The following is a 20,053-nucleotide window of genomic DNA, read 5'->3' on the forward strand; positions in this document are numbered from 1 at the left end:
CAGACAGCGTGAAGCAACTTTCGCTTGTCCTTCACGATAGTCCCGGGTGAGGCTGAGCGCATGCCCGCCCGCCACCGGCTGCTCGCCGTCCTCGTCGCCCTGCTGTGGGGGCTGAACTTCATCGCCATCGACGCGTCGCTGCAGCACTTCCCGCCGATGTTCCTCGTCGCGCTGCGGTTCGCACTCATCGCGCTGCCCACCGTGCTCCTGGTGCCGTGGCCCGACGTCCCCGTGCGCTGGGTGGTCGGGTACGGGCTCGGTTTCGGCGCGCTGCAGTTCCTCTTCCTGTACTGGGGGATGGCGGCGGGGATGCCCGCCGGCCTCGCGTCCCTCGTGCTGCAGATGTCCGGCCCGTTCACCGTGCTGCTCGGCGCCACGTTCCTGCGCGAGCGCGTGACCGGGCGGCAGGTGCTCGGCATCCTCGTGGCCGTCGGCGGCCTCACCCTGGTGGCCTGGCAGCAGGCTGCGACCGCCACGGTCGTGCCCTTCCTGCTCACCCTGGCCGGCGCGTTCGGCTGGGCGATCGGCAACGTCTGCAACCGGCAGGCGAAGCCGCAGAGCCCGCTGCGCCTCACCCTGTGGATGTCGGTGGTGCCGCCGCTGCCGATGCTCGCGCTGTCGCTGCTGGTCGAGGGGCCGGGAGAGATCGCGCACTCCCTCACGTCGTGGGACGACCCGGGGGCCGTGGGCGCCGTCGTCGGCCTCCTGTACACGGTGGTGGTCGCGACGGTGCTCGGCTCCGGCGTGTGGACCTGGCTCATGGCCCGCCACCCCGCGGGGGTGGTCGCCCCGTTCTCGATGCTCGTGCCGGTGGTCGGGATGTCGGCGGCCTGGCTGCTGCTCGGCGAGCGCGTGACCCCGCTCGAGGGGGTGGGCGCCGCGTTCGTCGTCGGAGGGGTGCTCTACGGCAGCAGCCGGGCCGCGCGCCGGCTTCTGCCGTCAGCAGAACGCCCGCCCGTCGAGCCGCTCGCAGAGCCGTCGGGCGCCGGGCGCGGGTAGCGTCGTCGCCATGACGGCGGACATGCGGGTCGGCACGGTGGCCGAGGTGGAGCACGTGCGCGAGCCCCTGCTACGCCATCTGGTCGGTGGAATCCTGCGCCGCACCCGGCTGCGCCAGGGCCGCACCCTGCAGGAGGTCGCCGGCACGGCGCGCATGTCCACCGCGTACCTGTCCGAGGTCGAGCGCGGCCGCAAGGAAGCGTCCTCCGAGGTGCTGGCCGCGGTCTGCGCCGCGCTCGGCATCCGCCTCGTCGATCTGGTCGCCCAGGCCCACGACGCGCTCGCCGCGGCTGCCGAGCAGCAGGAGCGCGTCCGGGTGCTCACGTCGCTGCGCGACCGCGCGCCGTCGTCGTCCCGGCACGTGCGCTCGACGACGACGTCCGACGTCGTCGCCCTCGCCGCCTAGCTGCCTCGCGCTAGCGTCGGGCGGCATGGAGTTCTTCTGCTACCACCGGGACCGTCCCGGGTCGCTCGCGCTGCGCGAGGCGCTCAACGACGAGCACCTGGCCTACATGGACCGGTTCGCGCGCGGGATGGTCGCGCGCGGCCCCACCACCGCCGACGGCGGCCGGACTCTGACCGGCAGCGTGCACATCCTCGACCTGCCCGGCCCCGCGGCCGCCCGGGCGTTCGTGTTCGACGAGCCCAACTACCAGGCCGGCGCGTACCGCGACGTGCTGCTGCGACGGTGGCGCGACCTGCTCGGGCGCACGATGTGGGAGTACCCGGGCGGGCCGGAGGGCGGCCCACGGTTCCTGGTCCTCGGGCTCGGGTGGCGGGGGAGCGGCGAGCCTCTCGTCACGGCCGGGGCGCGGGTCGGCCTCGTCGCGGCGGGCCACCTCCTGTCCGACGACGGCGCCGCAATCCTCGGGGCGGCCGCGCTGGTCGAGGCCGCCGGGCCCGCGGACGCCCGCCGGGTGCTGGTCGTGGACGACTACGCGGACGTCGAGGTCCACGACTGGCACGTCGGCGGGCGCCCGGCGGCACGGGACGCCACCTAGGTCGGGACGGTTAGGCCGCGGCGCGGTCCGACAGCTTGCGCGACGTGACGACCGCGTCCGCCACGCCGTACGCGACGGCGTCGTGCGCGGACAGGAGGAGGTCGCGGTCGGTGTCCGTCCGCAGCCGCTCCACGGTCTGCCCGGTGTGCCGGGCCAGGAGAAGCTCGGTCTCGGCGCGCAGGCGGAGCACCTCGCGGGCCTGGATGGCGAGGTCGGAGACGGTGCCCTGCCCCTGGGTGGACGGCTGGTGCAGCAGCACCCGGGAGTGCTCCAGCACCGTGCGCTTGCCGGGCGTGCCGGCGGCGAGCAGCACCGCCGCGGCGGACGCCGCCTGGCCCATGCAGGTGGTGGCGACGTCGCTGCGCACGTACTGCATCGTGTCGTAGATCGCGGTCATGGCCGTGGCCGAGCCGCCCGGGGAGTTGATGTACAGCCCGATCTCCTGCTCGGGCGCCTCGGACTCCAGGTGAAGCAGCTGCGCCATGACGACGTTCGCCACGCCGTCGTCGATCTCCGTGCCGAGGAAGATGATGCGGTCGCGCAGCAGCCGGCTGAAGACGTCCGAGTAGCGCTCGCCGAGCGGCGTGCGCTCGACGACGTTCGGGATCGTGTAGCTCATCCGCTCGTTCATCGTCGTCGTCATCACAGCCCCGCCCTCCGGCCGGCGGCCGACGGCCGCACGTCCTCCACGCTCTCGACGATCCGGTCGACCATGCCGTACTCGACCGCCTCGGTGGCGGTGAACCAGCGGTCGCGGTCGCTGTCGGCGGCGATCTGCTCCACCGTGCGGCCCGTGTGCTGCGCGGTGAGCTCGTGCATCACGCGCTTGGTGTGCTCCAGGTTCTCCGCCTGGATCGCGATGTCGACGGCGGTGCCCCCGATGCCGGCCGACGGCTGGTGCATCATCACCCGCGTGTGCGGCAGCGCGTACCGCTTGCCCTTGGTGCCGGTGGTGAGGAGGAACTGGCCCATGCTGGCGGCGAAGCCGAACCCGACCGTCACGACGTCGTTCGGCAGCAGTCGCATGGTGTCGTAGATGCCGAGCCCCGCGCTGACGGAGCCGCCGGGGGAGTTGACGTACAGGGCGACGTCGGACCGTGGGTCCTCGGCCGACAGCAGCAGGAGCTGCGCGACGACGCGGTTCGCGACGGCGTCGTCGATCTCGGTGCCGATCACCACGATGCGCTGGTGCAGCAGCCGCGCGGTGAGCTGGTCGTCGAAGGCGGGCGGGGTGGGTGGTGCCGGGGTGCTCAGTTTCGGTGTGCTCATGTCCCCACCGTCCGACGACGGCGGTCGCAGCGGGAGGCTTCTCTGCCGGGAGCGCATCTGCTCAGGGCAGACGGCACGGCGCCGGTCGTGGGGCGAGGTCCACGAGAGCAGGCGCCGGCGGTCGTCAGGCCGGGGGAGTGTCCCGCTTGTAGGCGTCGAGGTCGGCGTTGAGGCGCTCGACGAGCTCGGCCAGGAGGACGCGGTCGGCGGGGCTCCAGTCGGCGAGCACGGTCGAGTACGTGGCGCTGCGTCGACGCCGCTGCGCGTGCAGGGCGGCCCGGCCGTCGGCGGTCGCGGAGACGAGGACGGCGCGGCCGTCGTGCGGGTCGCGGGAGCGCTGCACGTGGCCCGCGCGCTCGAGGGCGACGACCTGGCGGGTCACGGTGGAGGCGTCGATCCCGAGCCGGTCGGCGAGGGCCTGCACGCGCTGGGGGCCGCCGTCGCGCAGCGCGTGCAGCAGCAGGTAGCCGGAGCGGTCGAGGTCGTGGCCCCCGGTCCGGACGGTGGTCGCCGCGGTGGTGCGCTCGGCGCGGCGCAGCAGCTGGGCGAGGCCGAGCTCGACGCGGGCGACGACGTCGGGCGCCGTCGTGCCGCCGTCGTCGTCCTGGTCGGGACGCTTCTTCTCCACACTGTTTCCCCGGGAAGCGGTCATAGGTGTATCCTACAGGTAATTACCTGCACGATGCAGGCATCTTGGCGCCCCGCACGGCTCCTCGCCGGCGACGACGGCGGCGCGACACATCGGCAGACCAGCAGCAGACGACCCCGCGGCGGCCCGTGGGGCAGGAGTGAGGAGTCCGTGGCAGGCACACGCAACGAACCGAACAAGACCGCGATCTACGCGACCGCGCTGACGGCGTTCTTCGCGATCGCGGGCATCGCCGTCGTCGACCCGATCCTCCCGGTGATCGGGGAGGCCATCGGCGCCACCACGTGGCAGATCGAGCTCCTGTTCACCGCGTACATCGCGGTCATGGCCGTCGGCATGATCCCGGCCGTGCTGGCCACGGGGAAGTTCGGCTTCAAGAAGATCCTCGGCACGGGGGTCACCATCGTCGCGATCGCCGCGATCCTCGCCGCGCTGAGCACGTCGATCGGCCAGCTCGCCGCGCTGCGCGGCCTGTGGGGCCTCGGCAACGCGATGTTCTTCGCCACCGCGATGGTGCTGCTCGTCTCGCTCGCCAACGACCGCGAGTGGGTCGTCGGCATCTTCGAGACCTGCGTCGGCCTCGGGTTCGCCGTCGGCCCGCTCATCGGCGGCCTGCTCGGCAGCATCAGCTGGCGCGTGCCGTTCTTCGCGTGCGGCCTGTTCATGATCGTCGCGCTGGCGATGTCGATCACGAAGCTCAAGGACCCGGCCGAGAAGCCGGCGCCGCTGCACGTGGGCCAGGTCTTCGGGCTGTTCCGCAAGCCCGCGTTCCTCGCGCTCGCCGTCGTCACCGCCACGTACAACTTCGTGTTCTTCATCATCCTCGGCTACACGCCGATCTTCCTCGGGCTCGACGTCGTCCCCCTCGGCCTGGTGTTCACCGCCTGGGGCCTGGGCCTCGCGTTCGGCATCCTCGTCGTCGGCCACAAGCTCGCGCACACGATCGGCGCGGTGCAGACCCTGGGCATCGCCGTGGCCGGCGTGCTCGTCATGACGCTGCTGCTCGCCCTCGGCCTCCCGACGGCGGCCTCGATCGTCGTGCTCGTCGTCGCCGGCGTGTTCATGGGCATCGCCAACGCGATCCTCACCGACCTGTCGCTCGCGCTCGGCGACCCCGACCGCCGCGTCACGACCGGCGCCTTCAACCTCGTGCGCTGGGGCTTCGCCGCCCCGGCCCCGGTGATCGCCGGCCTGCTGCACCCGGTCGGCGCCTCCGCCCCCTACTGGGTCGGCGTCGGCGTGCTGGCCGTGGGCGTGATCGTCTTTCTGCTCACCGCGCACAAGATGGCCGGGCAGCTCGGCGAGAAGGTGCTGTGGTCGCGCTGGAACAAGGCGGCCGCCGCCGTCGAGGGCACGCCCGAGGAGGCCATGTCCGAGCTGTGACCCCGGCGCCCCGGGGGGTCAGCCCTCGGGGGCGTCGTCGGCCGAGCGGACGGCGTCCGCCTCGGCGCGCGCGGCCGCGAGCACGGCGGTGAGCCCGCGGCTCAGCGCCTGCAGGTCGTCGGTGGCGATCCGCTCGATCAGGCCGTGCGTCGGCTCGTCGTCCTGGGCGACGAGCCGACGCACGGCGTCCGCCCCCCGCGTCGTGGCCGCGACCAGCCGGACGCGGCGGTCGCGGGGGTCCGGCCGCCGGGCCGCCATCCCGGCCGAGACCAGGCGGTCGACGATGCCCGTCACCGTCGCGGGCGCGACCCCCATGACCTCCGCCAGCCGGTGGGAGCTCGTCTCTCCGTCGAGCTGGAGGATCGCCAGCGCGCGCAGCTGCTGGACGGTCAGGCGGGTGTGCAGCAGCGGCTCCAGCCGCTGGGACAGGAAGGTCTCGCCGATGGCGTGGTGGATCCGGACCAGCTCGTCGAGCAGAGCGCGGCGCTCGTCGTCGGGGCCGGCGTTCCCGGGGGCGTCGCCGGAGGACGCGGCGGGCTCGTCGGTCGTCGGGATCACGGGGCAGACTGTATCCCGATCCCTGGGAACCCGCCGGCGTTCCTTAGCGTTACCCTAAGGAATCGCGACGGCGTCGTGGTGCCGTCCTGCCGACCGCCCGTCTGGAGTGAGCGTGTTCCGACTTGCCCGCCTGTCCCTGGCGAACCGCGCCGTCGTCGCCCTGGCGACGATCGCGATCTTCGTCTTCGGGGCGATGAGCCTGGGCTCCCTCAAGCAGGAGCTCATCCCGTCCCTGGAGCTCCCGGCGGGCGCGGTCGTCGCGACCTACCCGGGCGCGTCGCCGGAGGTGGTCGAGCAGCGCGTCACCGAGCCGCTCGAGGCCGCCGCGCAGTCCGTCGAGGGCATCGAGTCCATCGGCTCGACGGCGTCGACCGGCAGCTCGGTCACCACCGTGCAGTTCGAGTACGGCACCGACATGGACGCGGCCACCCAGCGGCTCCAGACCGCCGTCACCCGCATCCAGTCCCAGCTCCCGGAGGACGTCGAGCCGCAGGTCGTCACGGGCTCGCTCGACGACCTGCCCGTGATCCAGCTCGCAGCGGCCGGCGCGGACGGGGACGTGGACGCCGCGGCGCTCGCGGACACCGTCGACACCGTCGTCGCGCCCGCGCTCGAGGACCTGGACGGCGTGCGCTCCGTCGCCGTGACCGGCGGCGAGACCGACCAGGTGCTGGTCGACGTCAGGACGAAGAAGCTCGCCGAGGCGGGCCTCACGACGCAGGACGTCGCCGACGTGCTCAAGGACAACGGCGTGGTGCTCCCGGCGGGCACCATCACCGACGACGACGTCACCTACTCCGTGCAGGCCGGCTCCAGCATCGACAGCGTCAAGGAGCTCAAGGCGCTGCCGCTCGTGCCGGACCCGGCCGCCGCGGGCGCGACGACGGGCGCTGGCGACGCGACCGGCGGCACCACCGGCGAGGTCGGCGACGGCACGGGCGCCCCGCCCGCGGCCGACGGCGCCGCGCAGGACCCCGCGCAGGGCGCCGAGGGCGCCACCGCCCCGCAGACCCCGGCCGCCCCGGAGCCCGTGACGCTCGCCGACGTGGCCACCGTGAAGGTCGTGCCGGTCGAGGCGACGTCGCACTCCCGGCTCGACGGCGAGTCCTCGCTGGGCGTCGCCATCACCAAGACCCCCGACGGCAACACCGTCGACGTCTCCCACGCCGTCCAGGACGCGATGGACGACCTGAAGCCCGAGCTCGAGGACGCCGGGGTCACCACCGCCGTCGTTTTCGACCAGGCGCCGTTCATCGAGGAGTCCATCGAGGGGCTCGCGACCGAGGGCGGGCTCGGCCTGCTGTTCGCCGTGATCGTCATCCTCGTGTTCCTCGTCTCGCTGCGCTCCACCCTCGTGTCGGCCGTGTCGATCCCGCTGTCGCTGGCCGTGACCTTCGTGGTCATGAACGCCACGGGCTACACGCTCAACATCCTCACGCTGGGCGCCCTGACCATCTCGATCGGTCGCGTCGTCGACGACGCCATCGTGGTCATCGAGAACATCAAGAGACACCTGTCGTACGGCGAGGACAAGAAGGCCGCCATCCTCACCGCCGTGCGCGAGGTGGGCGGCGCGATCACCGCGTCGACCATCAGCACGGTCGCCGTCTTCCTCCCGATCGCGCTGGTCGGCGGCATGGTGGGCGAGCTGTTCCGGCCCTTCGCGATGACCGTCGCGATCGCGATGCTCGCGTCGCTGGTCGTGGCGCTGACGATCGTGCCGGTGCTCGCGTACTGGTTCGTCAAGGCGCCCGCCGTCGCCACCGACCCGGCCGAGGCGGAGCGCGTCCGCGAGGCCGCCGAGGCCAAGGAGCGCCGCGGGCTGTGGCAGCGGGCGTACGTCCCCAGCCTCGGGGCCGCGCTGCGCCACCCGTGGGTCACCCTCGTCGTCGCGGTCGCCGTCCTCGGCGGCACGCTCGCGCTGGTGCCCCGCCTGGAGACCAACTTCATCGGGGACTCCGGCCAGGACACCGTCACCGTGACGCAGACGTTCGAGACCGGCGCGTCCCTCGAGGCGCAGGACGCCGCGGCGGGCGAGGTCGAGGACGCCCTGGCCGACGTCGACGCCGTCGAGAGCGTGCAGACCACGGTCGGCTCCGGCGACGCCGCGATGGCCGCGTTCATGGGCGGCGGGTCCGCTCCGCAGGCCACCTTCGCGATCACCCTCGACCCCGACGCCGACGGCGTCGAGGCGCAGAGCGAGATCCGTGACGCCGTCGAGCCGCTCGCCGACACCGGCGTCACGACCGAGGTCAGCGTCTCCGGCGGGGACTCCGGCTTCGGCTCCAGCACCGTGGACCTCGTCGTGCAGGCGCACGACAGCGACGACCTCGAGTCCGCGGCCCAGCAGGTCACCGACGCGGTGTCCGACCTGGACGGCGTGGCCGAGGTGACCAACGACCTCTCCGCCGCGCAGCAGGTCGTGCAGGTGTCCGTCGACCGCGAGAAGGCCGCCGAGGCGGGCCTGACCGAGACCCAGGTGTCCGGCATCGTGTCGGGCGCGATGGACCCGGAGCAGACCGCCGGCGAGGTGGACCTCGGCGACGGCCCGATCGACGTCGTCGTGAAGACCGGCGACGCCCCCGCCACCCAGTCCGAGATCGAGGACCTCGAGGTCCCGACCGCCGCCGGCACGGTGCCGCTCACCGACGTCGCGACGGTCGAGAAGGTGGACGTGCCGACGTCGATCTCCCGCACCGACGGCCAGCGGTCCGCGACCGTGTCGGTGACGCCCGAGACGCAGGACGTCGGCACGCTCAGCGCCGACATCACCGCCGCGACGGACGACCTCGACCTGCCCGCGGGTGCGACCGTCGAGATCGGCGGCGTCGCGGCGGACCAGGCCGACGCGTTCTCCGACCTGGGCCTGGCCCTCGTGGCCGCGATCGCCATCGTCTACCTGGTGATGGTCGCGACCTTCGGGTCGCTGGTGCAGCCGCTGATCCTGCTGGTCTCGGTGCCGTTCTCGGCCACCGGCGCGCTGCTGGCGCTGCTCGCCACGGACACCCCGCTGGGCGTCCCGGCGCTGATCGGCGTGCTGATGCTCGTCGGCATCGTGGTGTCGAACGCGATCGTGCTCATCGACCTCATCAACCAGTACCGGGACCCGGCGCACGGGCACCCCCGGTCGCTGGACGAGGCCGTGCGCGAGGGCGCCCGCAAGCGTCTGCGCCCCATCGTCATGACCGCGCTGGCGACGATCTTCGCGCTGACCCCGATGGCGATCGGCCTCACCGGCGGCGGGTCGTTCATCAGCCAGCCGCTGGCGCTGGTGGTCATCGGCGGGCTCATCTCCTCGACGCTGCTCACGCTGTTCGTGGTGCCCGTGCTCTACGAGCTCATCGAGCGCCGCAAGGAGCGCCGCGGCACCAAGCGCGACTCGCGCGTGGTGCGCAAGGCCGAGAAGGCGGAGCGTGCCGCGGCGCGCGCCGCGGAGAAGGCGGAGGCGGCCGAGGAGGCCGCCGCCGTCGCCCGCCGCCAGGCGGGCACCGACCCGGCCTGATCGTCGTGGGCGCGATCTCGGGGACTGTGCGCGACCGGACGTTCCCCGAGATCGCGCCCGCAACGATCAGGGGTCAGGCGTCGCGGCGCTTGAGCGTGATCGCCGCGGCGACGAGCAGCACGACGGTGTACCCGACGAGGACGGCGTAGCCCACCCACGGGTCGAGCAGGGCGTCCGTCTCGGCGCCGCGGGAGATGATGCGCTCGCCGGCCACGCTGGGCAGCAGCTTGTTCACCCAGTCCGTCCACGCGGCGTCGGACGCCTGCACGACGATGCTGAAGATGAGCGGCACCACGAAGAAGATCGCCACGATCGTGAAGATGGCGCCGGCGCTGTGCCGCATGAGGGTGCCGACGGCGAGCGCGAACGCCGCCACCGTCGCCAGGTAGAGCACGCAGCCGACCAGCGCGCGCACCTGCTCGGGGTCGGAGAGGTCCACGCTCATCCCGGCGTCCTCGAGCAGGGGCGCAGTGGAGACGAACGCGATCACCAGGGCGACGGCCACCACGACGGCGGTGGTGAGCACGATGACGACCAGCTTGGCCCACAGCACCGGCAGGCGGCGCGGGACGGCGGCGAACGTGGACCGCACGGTGCCCGTGGAGTACTCGCTGGTGACGATGAGCGTGGCCAGCACTCCCACGGCGAGCGCGCCGAACGAGTAGCCGAACGACACGATCGTCGTGCCCGTGAGGCCGATCGCCTGCAGGCCCGGGTCCTGCGACATGCCCTCGGCCATCTCGGGGGTGTCGACCATCGTGCGGACGATCGCGGCCATCATCAGCGCCAGCCCCACCATGACGACGGCCGTGATCACCACGGTCCACACGGTGGAGCGCAGGGTGCGGAACTTGATCCACTCGCCGCGCAGCACGCGGCCGAACGTCACGCGGTGCACGACGACGGCCGGCGCGGCCTCGCGGGCGGGTGCGGTGGCGGTCATCGGGGCGCTCCGTCCGTCGTCGCGCCGGTCTCGGCGCCCGTCGCCCGGCCGGCGTCGTCCAGGGCCTCGGCCTGGTACTCGACCGAGTCGGCGGTGAGCTCGAGGTAGGCCTCCTCGAGGGTGGAGGACACGGGCGTCAGCTCGTGCAGGACGGCGCCGCCCGCGGCGGCCAGCTCGCCCACCCGGGCGGCGTCGAGGCCGGTGACCTCGAAGGTGCCGTCGTCACCCGGCGCGACGTCGCCGCCCTCGCGCCGCAGGGCGTCGGCAAGGTCGGCGGCCTGCGGCGAGCGCACCCGCACGAGGCGGCGGGAGGCGCCGTCGACGAGCTGCTGCACCGGCCTGTCCGCGAGGATCCGCCCCCGCCCGATGACGATGACGTGGTCGGCGGTGAGCGCCACCTCGCTCATGAGGTGGCTGGACAGGAACACCGTGCGGCCCTCGCCCGCCAGGAAGCGGGCGAGGTTGCGCACCCACAGCACGCCCTCGGGGTCGAGGCCGTTGACGGGCTCGTCGAGGATGAGGGTGCGCGGGTCGCCCAGCAGCGCCACCGCGATGCCGAGCCGCTGCCCCATGCCGAGGGAGAAGCCACCCACGCGCTTGCGGGCCACCGCCGAGAGGCCGGTGAGCTCGATGACCTCGTCCACCCGCGAGGGGGCGATGCCGTGGGTGGCGGCCAGCGCCAGGAGGTGCTGGCGCGCCGTGCGGCCGGGGTGCGCCGCCTTCGCCTCCAGCAGCGCGCCCACCTCGGCCAGCGGCCGGGCGTGCTGCGGGTAGGGGCTGCCGTTCACGGCGACGTTGCCCGCCGTCGGGCGGTCGAGGCCCATGATCATCCGCATGGTGGTGGACTTGCCGGCGCCGTTGGGGCCGAGGAAGCCCGTCACGACGCCGGGTTGCACGGTGAACGTCACGTCGTCCACCGCGAGCTTGGGTCCGTAGCGCTTGGTCAGGCCGTGTGCTTCGATCATGTCGCCCCTGGAGATCTTCTCGGGTGCCGTCGTCATGCCGTCGTCACGGGGAGCACGGGTCCTTCCCGAGCCTACGTGCGGGTCGACCCCGCGGCATGGGCAGGGGCCGGGTGATCTCCGCCGACAGGGCATGCTGCGGCCATGGATGCTCGTGACCTGCCCGGGGACCTCGACCTCGCCCTCGCGGCGGCGCTCTCCGGCGCCGCGCTAGGGCTGCGGTGCTTCGCGCACGTGCGGGACCTCGCGCGCGACCACAAGCTCGACGGGTCCGTCGTGACCGAGGCCGACCTCGCGGTCGAGGAGCGGGTGCGTGCCGTGCTGCTCGCGGCACGGCCCGACGACGCGTTCCTCGGCGAGGAGACGGGCGCGCTCGGGTCCTCGGGCCGCCGGTGGATCCTCGACGGCATCGACGGCACGCTCGTCTTCGTCGAGGGCGACGACCGGTGGCAGACCCTGATCGCGCTCGAGGAGGGCGGCGAGGTGACCGTCGGGGTCGCGATCCTGCCCGCGCAGGGACAGGTCTGGTACGCGGCCCGCGGCCGGGGCGCGTACGTCGCGGACGTCGTCGACGGTCACGTGACCGGCGCGCGGCGCCTGCGCGTCGGCGCGCCGCCGGGGTCGCTCGGTCCGGCGCGGACGGCGGTGCTGCCCCCGCTCGCGAAGGTGCCGGCGCGGTACCGCGCCGAGGTGGAGCCGCTCGTCGAGGTGGTCGAGGTCGCGGAGTGGCGCGTGCACGGCGCCCTGCTCGTCGCGGCCGGCGAGCTCGACCTCGCGGTCCAGGTGGGCGGCAAGGTGTGGGACTACGCGCCGCTGTCCCTCATCGTCACCGAGGCGGGCGGCGTCTTCGGCGGCGACCACGGGCAGCCGCACCCCGTGACCGGGACCGGGCTGTTCGCCGTCGACGAGGCGACGGCGGAGGCCGCGCGCGGCGTCCTCGGAAAGAGTCGCCGACCTGGGAACGTCTGAGGAACGCCGCGCGTTCACTACGATGGATCGCACGGCCAGCGACCCGGCCCTGCGCGCGCGACGACCCGTCGTCGGGCACCCGGCAGCCGCGACCAGGAGGAGTTCATGACCAACCCCGTCTTCTCGAGCAGCGACGTCTTCGGCGAGCCGCGCCGTACCGGGGCTCGCCAGGGATCCCGCCCCGGCGGCACCACCATCGCGCAGCCGCAGTACGGCGCGTACGGCGCCGGGGCGGCCGGCACCACGGGCGCGCAGGCCACCGACGCCGCGAGCCTCGACGCCATGTACCAGGCGCCGTCCGCCACCACGGCCGACACCAAGCGCCTCACCTACGACGACGTCATCATCAAGACCGGCGGCCTGCTCGCGCTGCTGATCGTGGTGGCGGCCGCGACGTGGAACTTCGCCCCGAACCTCTGGCCGATCGGCATGATCGCGGGCCTGGTGCTGGGGCTGGTGAACGCCTTCAAGAAGAAGCCCAGCCCTGCGCTGATCATCGCCTACACGGTGGCCGAGGGCGTGTTCCTCGGTGGCATCTCGATCGCGTTCGCGTCGATCGCCGTCGGCAGCTCGGGCGCCCCGCTCTCCGGGATCGTGCTGCAGGCCGTCGTGGCGACGCTCGCGACGTTCGCCGCCGCGCTGTTCCTGTTCAAGTCCGGCAAGGTGCGCGTCACGCCGAAGTTCACCCGTTGGCTGCTCATCGCCATGGTGGGCTACCTCGTCTTCTCGCTCGTCAACGTCGTCCTGACCTGGACCGGCGTCCTCGACGGCTGGGGCATGCGCGGCGGCGTGATCGGGATCATCGTCGGGCTCGTCGCGGTCGGCCTGGCCGCCGCGTCGCTCATCGTCGACTTCGACTCGATCAAGCGCGGCGTCGAGCAGGGCGTCCCGGCGCAGTTCGCCTGGACGGCGGCCTTCGGGCTGATCGTCACCCTGGTGTGGCTGTACCTGGAGTTCCTGCGCCTGCTGGCGATCTTCCAGAGCGGCGACTGACGCTCCGGCTCCCCTCCGGTACGCCTCTGCTCGGCAGAGGCCGACGGCCGGTCACCCCTCGGGGTGGCCGGCCGTCGTCGTGCCCGGGGCGCGCCGGACCGCCCACGCGACGAGCAGGAGGCCGACGGCGACAAGGACGCCGTGCCCGACCCTGATCGCCGGGGTGCCGAAGAACTGCGGCAGGTAGAGCAGCAGCCCGGCGGCCAGCGGGACGCCGACCCAGCGCGGCCGACCGCCGGCCCGCCACAGCGCGACGGCCGCGAGCACGCCCGCCGCGGCGACCAGCGCGAGGCCCAGGCCGAAGAGGGTCATCGCGGCAGGCTGCTCGCGGAGCACGTCGACGTCGGCGAGCAGCGCCGAGTCCTGCGTGCGCAGCGCGGCCTGCGCGATCGTGCGGATGCCGAAGATCTCGGCGCCGAAGTAGAGGGAGCAGAGCGCGGCCCCGGCCCAGGCGGTGACGACGGCGGCGGTGGCGGCGCGCGCACCCGGGGCGACGGTGCCCGGGGCCCTGCTCCCGCGCAGCAGCGCCCGCAGGCCGAGGAACGTCGGCGCGAGCAGGCCGAGCCCCGCGATACCGCACAGGTGCGCCAGCACCCACCGGCCGGAGGCGAACGACTCCGCGAGCGCGAGGGTCGGCACGGACTCGTCGGGCCACGGACGGAGCGCGGGGAAGAGCAGCAGGAGCACGCCTGCCGCGACGGCGCCGCCCGCGGTCCAGGCGGCGGTCCGGGGGATGGGCTCCGGGGTTGCCGTCGGGCCTGATATAGGGCCTGCCGTCGGGGCGGGCATCGTCGTGCGGGCGGCGTGGGTCGTGCGGGTCATGGCTGCTCTTTCGGTGCGGGCGGCGACGACGCGTCCGCGAGGGTGGTGACCCCGGCGACGAGCATGTCGACCAGGGCGTCGAAGCTGCGGTCCAGGTCCTCGGGCAGGCGGAAGCCGCCGGAGAGCTCGAGGGCGACGAAGCCGTGCACGCCGGCGCGCACCACGCGGACGGCGTCGATCGTGCGGTCGTCGGGGAGGCCGAAGCCGTGCAGCACCGCCCCGACGAGCGCGACCACGCGGGCCCCGGCGGCGCGGTGCTCGGCGTCCTCGGGGGCGTCGGGGTCGGGGGCGAGCTGGACGGCGGCGTACCGGCCGGGGTGCGCGCGGGCGTAGTCCCGCCACGCGCGGGCGAGGGCGCGCAGGGCGTCGGGACCCGCGCGGCCGACGGTCGCCGCGGCGCTCGCCGTCGTCAGCTCGTCGAGGGCGACCAGCGCGACCTCGCGGCGCAGCGCCGCCAGGGAGCCCACGTGCTTGTACAGGCTGGGGGTGGCGACACCGGCGGACGCGGCGACCTTCGCGAGGGTGAGGTCGGCGAGCCCGGTCGGCCCGCCCGCGTCCACCTGCTCCAGGGCGAGGCGCACCACGGCGTCCCGCGACAGCCCGGCCCTAGGCACGGGCACCCCGCTCGTCGGCGCCGTTCTCCTGAGGGGCAGGGTGGGCGGCGGGCAGGCAGGCGAGGAAGTCGAGCACGGCCGGGGTCACGACCTCCGGCGCCTGGTGCTGGGGGTAGTGACCGACGCCGGGGACCAGGAGCTCCTGGCCGCCGAGCGCGTCCCGCATCCGGGCGAGCTCCGCGCCCGCGTCCTTGTAGTCGGGGTCCAGCTCGCCGACGACGACGAGCGACGGCGCCTGCACCTTCGCCACGAGGGGCTCGATCACGGAGTGGTCGAGCGCGACGGCGAGGTCGCGGAACGAGCGCAGGTGCGCCGCGTCGGCCATGCTGCGCCGGATCTGCGCGACGTGCTCCGCGTGCCGGGGGCCCTTGCGGCCCTTGGCGAACATGGAGGTGTAGAGCGACGCCCACGCCGCCGCGCCCCACGGGCGGACGAACAGCGCGCGGTACAGCAGGCGGTAGGTCCGGGCCTGGGCGGGCGACGCGGTCTCGCGCAGGTGCGGGGCGAGCAGCACCAGCCCGCGCACGAGGTCGGGGCGCTCGGCGGCGGCCCACACGGCGGCCGACCCGCCCATGGAGCTGCCCAGCAGCACGGCGGGGCCGGCGTCGAGGTGCTCGACGAGGGCGACGAGGTCGGTGCCGGTGGCCACGTCGCCGTGGGCGGTGAAGGTGGTGTCGGAGTCGCCGTGGCCACGCAGGTCCGCGACGACCACGCGGTGGCCGGCAGCGACGAGCGCGGGGACGACGTCGTCGTAGGTGGAGCGGAGGTCGCCCATGCCGGGGACGGCGACGACGAGCGGGCCGCTGCCCGCGTCGGTGTACGCGATCCGCCCCTCGGGGCGGGCGAGGTATCGGAGCTCGAGCTTCGCGGTCATGTCCATAGCCATCAAGCTAATGCTATTAGCCACGCTTGGCAAGAGGCTTCTCGAAGAAACTTCCGGGGCGATGTCGATCCGGCGGTTCCCCGTTCGACCTGAGGATGAGAAGGTCGCCACGAGGGTGACCGTGACCACGACAAGGAGCGGGACGATGGCCAAGTACATGCTGATCATGCGGGGGACCGACGAGGGCCAGGCCGCGTACGAGGAGATGGACTTCACCGAGGTCATGGCGGCGATGGGCCGCTACAACGAGTCGATGATGAACGCCGGCGTGCTCGCCGCGGGCGAGGGGCTGTCCGACGCGTCCGAGGGCGCCGTCGTCGACTTCTCCACCGACACGCCCGTCGTCACCGACGGCCCCTACGGCGAGACCAAGGAGCTGTTCAACGGCTTCTGGATCGTCGATGTCGCCTCCAAGGAGGAGGCGATCGAGTGGGCCAAGCGGGCGCCGCTGAGCGGTGCGGGCACGAAGCTCGAGGTGCGTCGCGTCAACGGTCCCGAGGACTTCCCGCAGGACAACGAGTGGGTGCAGAAGGAGCAGGGGTGGCGCGAGGAGCAGGCCCAGCGGGCCCAGTGAGCGCCGTCGAACCGCACGACGAGGGCCGCGCCGACGACGGTGCGGCCCCTCGTCGCGTCGTCGAGGCGGTCTGGCGCATCGAGTCCAGCCGCATCGTCGGCGCGCTCGCCCGGTACACGAACGACTTCGCGCTCGCGGAGGACGTCGCGTCCGAGGCGCTCGCGGAGGCGCTGGTCGCCTGGCCGCGCGACGGCGTCCCGCGCGACCCGGTCGCGTGGCTGCTCGCGACCGGGCGGCGTCGCGCGATCGACGCGTTCCGGCGTCGCTCCGGGCGCGACGAGCGGTACGCGGCGCTGGCCCGCGACCTCGGCGAGGGCGGCGCCGTCACGGGCGGGCCGGGCGTCGTCGTCGAACCGGCCGACGACCTGCTGTGGGACCCGGACAAGATCGAGGACGACCGCCTCGCGCTGCTGTTCGTGGCCTGCCACCCCGTGCTGTCCAAGGAGGCGCGGGTCGCGCTGACCCTGCGCGTGGTGGCCGGGCTGAGCAGCGAGGAGATCGCGCGGGCGTTCCTCGTGCCCGTGCCCACGGTGCAGGCGCGCATCACCCGCGCGAAGAAGACGCTGACGGCGGCGCGGGTGCCGTTCGAGGTGCCGGCCGCCGAGGACCGCGCGGAACGGCTCGGCTCGGTGCTGAACGTCGTCTACCTCATCTTCTCGGAGGGGTCGACGGCGTCGGGCGGCGACGACTGGATGCGGCCCGACCTGGCGTACGAGGCCGTCCGCCTCGCCCGTGTCCTGACGCGCCTCGCGCCCGAGCCGGAGACGTTCGGGCTGCTCGCGCTGCTGGAGCTCACCGCGGCGCGGTTCCCCGCGCGCACCGGGCCGGACGGCGAGCCGGTGCTGCTGGAGGACCAGGACCGGCGCCGCTGGGACCGGTCCGCAGTCCGGCGGGGACGCGACGCGCTCGCCCGGGCGGTCGCCGTCGGGCGCGGGCTGGGGCCGTACGGGCTGCAGGCCGCCATCGCGGAGCAGCACGACGTCGCGCCCTCCGTCCCCGAGACCGACTGGGACCGCATCGTCGTGCTCTACGAGGCGCTGCACCGCGTGGCGCCGTCGCCCGTCGTCGAGCTCAACCGCGCCGTCGCGGTCGCGATGGCGGCGGGCCCGGCCGCCGGGCTCGCCGTCGTGGACGACCTCGTCGCGCGCGAGGTGCTGTCCGGGTCGTACCTGCTGCCGTCCGTGCGCGGCGAGCTGCTGGCCCGGCTGGGGCGGACCGAGGAGGCACGGGGCGAGCTGGAGCTCGCCGCCCGGCTGTGCGGCAACGCCCGCGAGCGCGGCGTGCTGGAGGCGAAGGCCGCCGCCCTCTGACCCGCGACCTGTCAGAGCCACGCGCAGGGTCTGATGGTCGTGGCCCTGACAAGTCTCTGGTCCGCCGAGTTGTCAGGGCCACGCTCATGGATTCGTGATCCTGGTCCTGGCAGGTCGGCGGGGGAGGGTCGCGACGGCGACGCCGGCCAGGGCCAGCACGCCGCCGAGCAGGACGACGGCAGCAGGCACCTCGTCGAGCAGGGCCCAGGACATCAGCACGACGAGCGGCGGGACGGCGTACGTCGACGCCGCCGCACGACCGGCGCTGACACGGGCCAGGGCGTACCCCCAGGTGGTGAACGCGATCGCGGTCGGGAACACCCCCAGGTAGACGACGCCGAGCAGGGACGACGACGGCGCGACGGACGCCTGCGAGATCAGCGCGGGCAGGAACGGCAGCGCCGCGACGGTGCCGGCGAGGCAGCCGAGCCAGGTCATGGTGAGCGCGTCGGCGTGGGGGAGCAGGCGCTTCTGCAGCGTGGCGGCACCGGCGTACAGCACGGCGGAGGCGAGGCCGAGCGCCACGCCGGCGACGTCGAACCGGCCCGTCGTCGTCGCGACGGCGATGACGACGACGCCCGTGAACGCCACGGCGATGCCCGCGAGCAGGCGGCGTGGGAAGCCCTCGCGCAGCAGGACGCCGGCGAGGACGGCGACGAGCATCGGCGCGATGTTGACCAGCAGCGCGGTGGTGCCGGCGTCGAGGTGCTGCTCCGCGGCGTTGAGGGTGAGGTTGTACGCGCCGAACCAGGCCACGCCCCAGGCGAGCACGAGCAGCAGCACCCGGCCGCGCGGGAGGCGCACGGGGGTGCGGCGGCGGACGCGGGCGACGAGCAGGATCACGGTCAGCGCCACGGAGCCGACGGCGACGCGGCCGAGGGTGAGCGCCCCGGCGTCGAGGTCGTGCCCGACGGCGCGCACGCCGACGAACGCCGAGGCCCACAGCACGACGGTGACGGCCATGGCGGCCGCGGTGAGGGCGCCGGCGCGGCCGGCGGTGTTCCCCGGCGTGGCGCTCGGTGCGGGCGGCGCGGTGCGCGCGGTGGTCTCGGCCATGGGAACGATCGTCGCCGACGTATCCCGTGAGCACCAGTTCATATATCTACCGAATGCTTCAGTGTCGCTGTATCGTCGCGAGCATGCTCGACGTCCACCGGCTCCGCGTCTTCCGCTCCGTCGTCGCCAGCGGCTCGGTCGCGGCGGCGGCCGCCAACCTCGGGTACACGCCGTCCGCCGTGAGCCAGCACGTCGCCGCGCTCCAGCGCGAGACCGGGCTGCAGCTGCTCGCCCGGCACGGCCGCGGCGTGCGCCCCACCGCGGCGGGCCAGGCGCTCGCCGCGCAGGCCGACGGGCTGCTCGCCCGCCTCGGGGAGGTGGAGACGTTCGTCGCCGACCTGCGCTCCGGGCGCTCGGGCAGCCTGTCCGTCGCCTACTTCGCCTCCGTCGGGGCGGCGTGGCTGCCGGCCGTCGTCAGCGCGCTCAGCACCGGGTTCCCCGGCGTGCGGCTCGACCTCGAGCTCACCGAGGAGATCCCCACCGACCCGTCGAAGCGCGCCGACCTGCAGCTCGCCGTCGCGCAGCCCGATTTCCGGCCTGCCGCCGGCACGACCGCCCACCACCTGCTCGACGACCCGTACGTCGCCGTCGTCCGCCAGGACCACCCGCTGGCCGGGCGGGACGAGATCGAGCTCGCGGAGCTGGTCGGCGACCGGTGGATCGACAACGACTTCGCGCGCGGCTGGTGCCGCCGCAACCTGCTCGAGGCGTGCCGCGCCGCCGGGTTCAGCCCGGCGTTCGCGGTGGAGGCCCACGACTACCCGACCGCCCTCGCGTTCGTCGCCGCCGGCATCGGCATCACCGTGCTGCCCGCGCTCGGCTCCGCGCGCCCCGCGGCCGGGACGGTGGCCGTGCCCGTGGTGCGGCCCGTGCCGGTGCGGTCCATCTACGCCCTGGTGCAGGACGCCGTCGCCGACACCCCGCCGGTGCTGGCCGCGCTCGCGGCGCTGCGCGACGTCGCCGGGTGCCCGGTGCCGTCCGCCGCGTAGGCTGGACGGCGCAGCCCCGCCGGGCATCGCCTGGCCTCTGCACCCCGACTCTGCACGACGACGAAGACGAGGTACCCCTGTGACCACGCTCCCCACCGCCACCGGCGGCTTCGGCGACAAGCCCCAGATCACGTTCCCCGAGGGCGACGCCCCCGCCGGCCTGCAGGTGCAGGTGCTCGAGGAGGGCACCGGCCCGGTGGTCGACGCCGGCCGCACCATCGTCGTGAACTACCTGGGCCAGACCTGGGGCGGCGGGGTGTTCGACAACTCCTACGACCGGGGCCAGACCATCGACTTCCCGATCGGCGTCGGCGCCGTCATCGGCGGCTGGGACAAGGGCCTGGTCGGCCGCAACGTGGGCGACCGCGTGCTGCTGTCCATCCCGTCCGAGCACGGCTACGGCCAGCGCGGCGTGCCGCAGGCCGGCATCCCCGGCGGCGCGACGCTCGTCTTCGTCGTCGACGTCGTCGGCGTGCGCTGACCTCTTTCGATCGCGAGGTAGTGCGGAAGCTGCCGAGGTCGTACGAGCCGCGTCTCGTACGACCTCGGCAGCTTCTGCACTGCCTCGGCAACTTCC

21 protein-coding genes are annotated in these 20,053 nt (G+C 74.0%); 11 read left to right on the forward strand and 10 right to left on the reverse strand.

Annotated features, from left to right (window positions below; genetic code table 11):
* Window positions 1-60: 60 nt before the first annotated feature.
* Genes ACQP6G_RS11840 through ACQP6G_RS11850 form a run of 3 tightly spaced genes read left to right on the forward strand, consistent with a single transcriptional unit; the run spans window position 61 to window position 2,000 of the window.
* Window positions 61-999 (forward strand): EamA family transporter, encoded by a 939-nt coding sequence (locus ACQP6G_RS11840; RefSeq protein WP_429764517.1) that lies wholly within the window; start codon window positions 61-63, stop codon window positions 997-999.
* Between the two features lie 10 nt (window positions 1,000-1,009).
* Window positions 1,010-1,405, forward strand: coding sequence for a helix-turn-helix domain-containing protein (locus ACQP6G_RS11845; protein ID WP_429764518.1), 396 nt, complete (start codon window positions 1,010-1,012; stop codon window positions 1,403-1,405).
* A 25-nt stretch (window positions 1,406-1,430) separates the two neighbouring features.
* Window positions 1,431-2,000 (forward strand): YciI family protein, encoded by a 570-nt coding sequence (locus tag ACQP6G_RS11850; RefSeq protein WP_429764519.1) that lies wholly within the window; start codon window positions 1,431-1,433, stop codon window positions 1,998-2,000.
* Between the two features lie 10 nt (window positions 2,001-2,010).
* On the opposite strand, the gene ACQP6G_RS11855 is transcribed toward ACQP6G_RS11850, so the two are convergent.
* The 3 genes from ACQP6G_RS11855 to ACQP6G_RS11865 form a co-directional block, all read right to left on the reverse strand.
* The gene (locus tag ACQP6G_RS11855) at window positions 2,011-2,643 is read right to left on the reverse strand and encodes a ClpP family protease (protein WP_429764520.1); all 633 of its coding nucleotides are present in this window, start codon (window positions 2,641-2,643) and stop codon (window positions 2,011-2,013) included.
* Window positions 2,643-3,269 (reverse strand): ClpP family protease, encoded by a 627-nt coding sequence (locus ACQP6G_RS11860; RefSeq protein ID WP_429764521.1) that lies wholly within the window; start codon window positions 3,267-3,269, stop codon window positions 2,643-2,645. Before ACQP6G_RS11860 ends, ACQP6G_RS11855 begins: the two co-directional genes overlap by 1 nt.
* A gap of 124 nt (window positions 3,270-3,393) precedes the next feature.
* Window positions 3,394-3,921, reverse strand: a complete 528-nt coding sequence (locus ACQP6G_RS11865; protein ID WP_429764522.1) for a MarR family winged helix-turn-helix transcriptional regulator — start codon at window positions 3,919-3,921, stop codon at window positions 3,394-3,396.
* A gap of 147 nt (window positions 3,922-4,068) precedes the next feature.
* Here ACQP6G_RS11865 and ACQP6G_RS11870 point away from each other — a divergent pair, with 147 nt between their 5' ends.
* Window positions 4,069-5,301 carry an MFS transporter gene (locus tag ACQP6G_RS11870; protein WP_429764523.1) on the forward strand — a complete coding sequence of 411 codons (1,233 nt, stop codon included), beginning with the start codon at window positions 4,069-4,071 and terminating at the stop codon, window positions 5,299-5,301.
* Window positions 5,302-5,319: 18 nt separating this feature from the next.
* Here ACQP6G_RS11870 and ACQP6G_RS11875 read toward each other — a convergent pair whose 3' ends face one another.
* Complete coding sequence (locus ACQP6G_RS11875) at window positions 5,320-5,859, reverse strand: MarR family winged helix-turn-helix transcriptional regulator (protein ID WP_429764524.1); 540 nt, start codon at window positions 5,857-5,859, stop codon at window positions 5,320-5,322.
* A 112-nt stretch (window positions 5,860-5,971) separates the two neighbouring features.
* On the opposite strand from ACQP6G_RS11875, the gene ACQP6G_RS11880 reads away from it, so the two are divergent.
* On the forward strand, window positions 5,972-9,361 hold the full coding sequence (locus tag ACQP6G_RS11880; RefSeq protein WP_429764525.1) for an efflux RND transporter permease subunit: 3,390 nt from the start codon (window positions 5,972-5,974) through the stop codon (window positions 9,359-9,361).
* Between the two features lie 73 nt (window positions 9,362-9,434).
* Here the strand turns inward: ACQP6G_RS11880 and ACQP6G_RS11885 are convergent, their stop codons facing one another.
* The gene (locus ACQP6G_RS11885; RefSeq protein WP_429764526.1) at window positions 9,435-10,304 is read right to left on the reverse strand and encodes an ABC transporter permease; all 870 of its coding nucleotides are present in this window, start codon (window positions 10,302-10,304) and stop codon (window positions 9,435-9,437) included.
* The gene (locus ACQP6G_RS11890; RefSeq protein ID WP_429764527.1) at window positions 10,301-11,269 is read right to left on the reverse strand and encodes an ABC transporter ATP-binding protein; all 969 of its coding nucleotides are present in this window, start codon (window positions 11,267-11,269) and stop codon (window positions 10,301-10,303) included. The genes ACQP6G_RS11885 and ACQP6G_RS11890 overlap by 4 nt, the downstream gene beginning before the upstream one ends.
* A gap of 141 nt (window positions 11,270-11,410) precedes the next feature.
* On the opposite strand from ACQP6G_RS11890, the gene ACQP6G_RS11895 reads away from it, so the two are divergent.
* Together ACQP6G_RS11895 and ACQP6G_RS11900 are read left to right on the forward strand one after the other, a co-directional pair.
* Window positions 11,411-12,235: an inositol monophosphatase family protein gene (locus ACQP6G_RS11895; RefSeq protein ID WP_429764528.1), complete on the forward strand. Its 825-nt coding sequence runs from the start codon at window positions 11,411-11,413 to the stop codon at window positions 12,233-12,235.
* A 105-nt stretch (window positions 12,236-12,340) separates the two neighbouring features.
* Window positions 12,341-13,228: a Bax inhibitor-1/YccA family protein gene (locus ACQP6G_RS11900; protein WP_429764529.1), complete on the forward strand. Its 888-nt coding sequence runs from the start codon at window positions 12,341-12,343 to the stop codon at window positions 13,226-13,228.
* A 51-nt stretch (window positions 13,229-13,279) separates the two neighbouring features.
* Here the strand turns inward: ACQP6G_RS11900 and ACQP6G_RS11905 are convergent, their stop codons facing one another.
* Genes ACQP6G_RS11905 through ACQP6G_RS11915 form a run of 3 tightly spaced genes read right to left on the reverse strand, consistent with a single transcriptional unit; the run spans window position 13,280 to window position 15,550 of the window.
* A complete protein-coding gene (locus tag ACQP6G_RS11905) occupies window positions 13,280-14,050 on the reverse strand; it encodes a hypothetical protein (RefSeq protein WP_429764530.1) in 771 nt (256 codons plus the stop codon).
* Window positions 14,047-14,670, reverse strand: a complete 624-nt coding sequence (locus ACQP6G_RS11910) for a TetR/AcrR family transcriptional regulator (protein ID WP_429764531.1) — start codon at window positions 14,668-14,670, stop codon at window positions 14,047-14,049. Before ACQP6G_RS11910 ends, ACQP6G_RS11905 begins: the two co-directional genes overlap by 4 nt.
* On the reverse strand, window positions 14,657-15,550 hold the full coding sequence (locus tag ACQP6G_RS11915; RefSeq protein ID WP_429764532.1) for an alpha/beta fold hydrolase: 894 nt from the start codon (window positions 15,548-15,550) through the stop codon (window positions 14,657-14,659). The genes ACQP6G_RS11910 and ACQP6G_RS11915 overlap by 14 nt, the downstream gene beginning before the upstream one ends.
* A 142-nt stretch (window positions 15,551-15,692) precedes the next feature.
* Between ACQP6G_RS11915 and ACQP6G_RS11920 the strand changes: the two genes are divergently transcribed.
* Window positions 15,693-16,121 carry a YciI family protein gene (locus tag ACQP6G_RS11920; protein ID WP_429764533.1) on the forward strand — a complete coding sequence of 143 codons (429 nt, stop codon included), beginning with the start codon at window positions 15,693-15,695 and terminating at the stop codon, window positions 16,119-16,121.
* Complete coding sequence (locus ACQP6G_RS11925) at window positions 16,118-17,431, forward strand: RNA polymerase sigma factor (protein WP_429764534.1); 1,314 nt, start codon at window positions 16,118-16,120, stop codon at window positions 17,429-17,431. The genes ACQP6G_RS11920 and ACQP6G_RS11925 overlap by 4 nt, the downstream gene beginning before the upstream one ends.
* Window positions 17,432-17,515: 84 nt before the next feature.
* Here ACQP6G_RS11925 and ACQP6G_RS11930 read toward each other — a convergent pair whose 3' ends face one another.
* Complete coding sequence (locus ACQP6G_RS11930) at window positions 17,516-18,487, reverse strand: DMT family transporter (RefSeq protein WP_429764535.1); 972 nt, start codon at window positions 18,485-18,487, stop codon at window positions 17,516-17,518.
* An 83-nt stretch (window positions 18,488-18,570) separates the two neighbouring features.
* Between ACQP6G_RS11930 and ACQP6G_RS11935 the strand changes: the two genes are divergently transcribed.
* Window positions 18,571-19,476 carry a LysR family transcriptional regulator gene (locus tag ACQP6G_RS11935; protein ID WP_429764536.1) on the forward strand — a complete coding sequence of 302 codons (906 nt, stop codon included), beginning with the start codon at window positions 18,571-18,573 and terminating at the stop codon, window positions 19,474-19,476.
* A 79-nt stretch (window positions 19,477-19,555) separates the two neighbouring features.
* Window positions 19,556-19,957 (forward strand): FKBP-type peptidyl-prolyl cis-trans isomerase, encoded by a 402-nt coding sequence (locus tag ACQP6G_RS11940; RefSeq protein WP_429733276.1) that lies wholly within the window; start codon window positions 19,556-19,558, stop codon window positions 19,955-19,957.
* The last annotated feature ends 96 nt before the right edge of the window (window positions 19,958-20,053 follow it).

Origin of the sequence: Isoptericola nanjingensis, from assembly GCF_050311635.1 — a bacterium.
Classification (GTDB): Bacteria; Actinomycetota; Actinomycetes; order Actinomycetales; family Cellulomonadaceae; genus Isoptericola; species Isoptericola nanjingensis.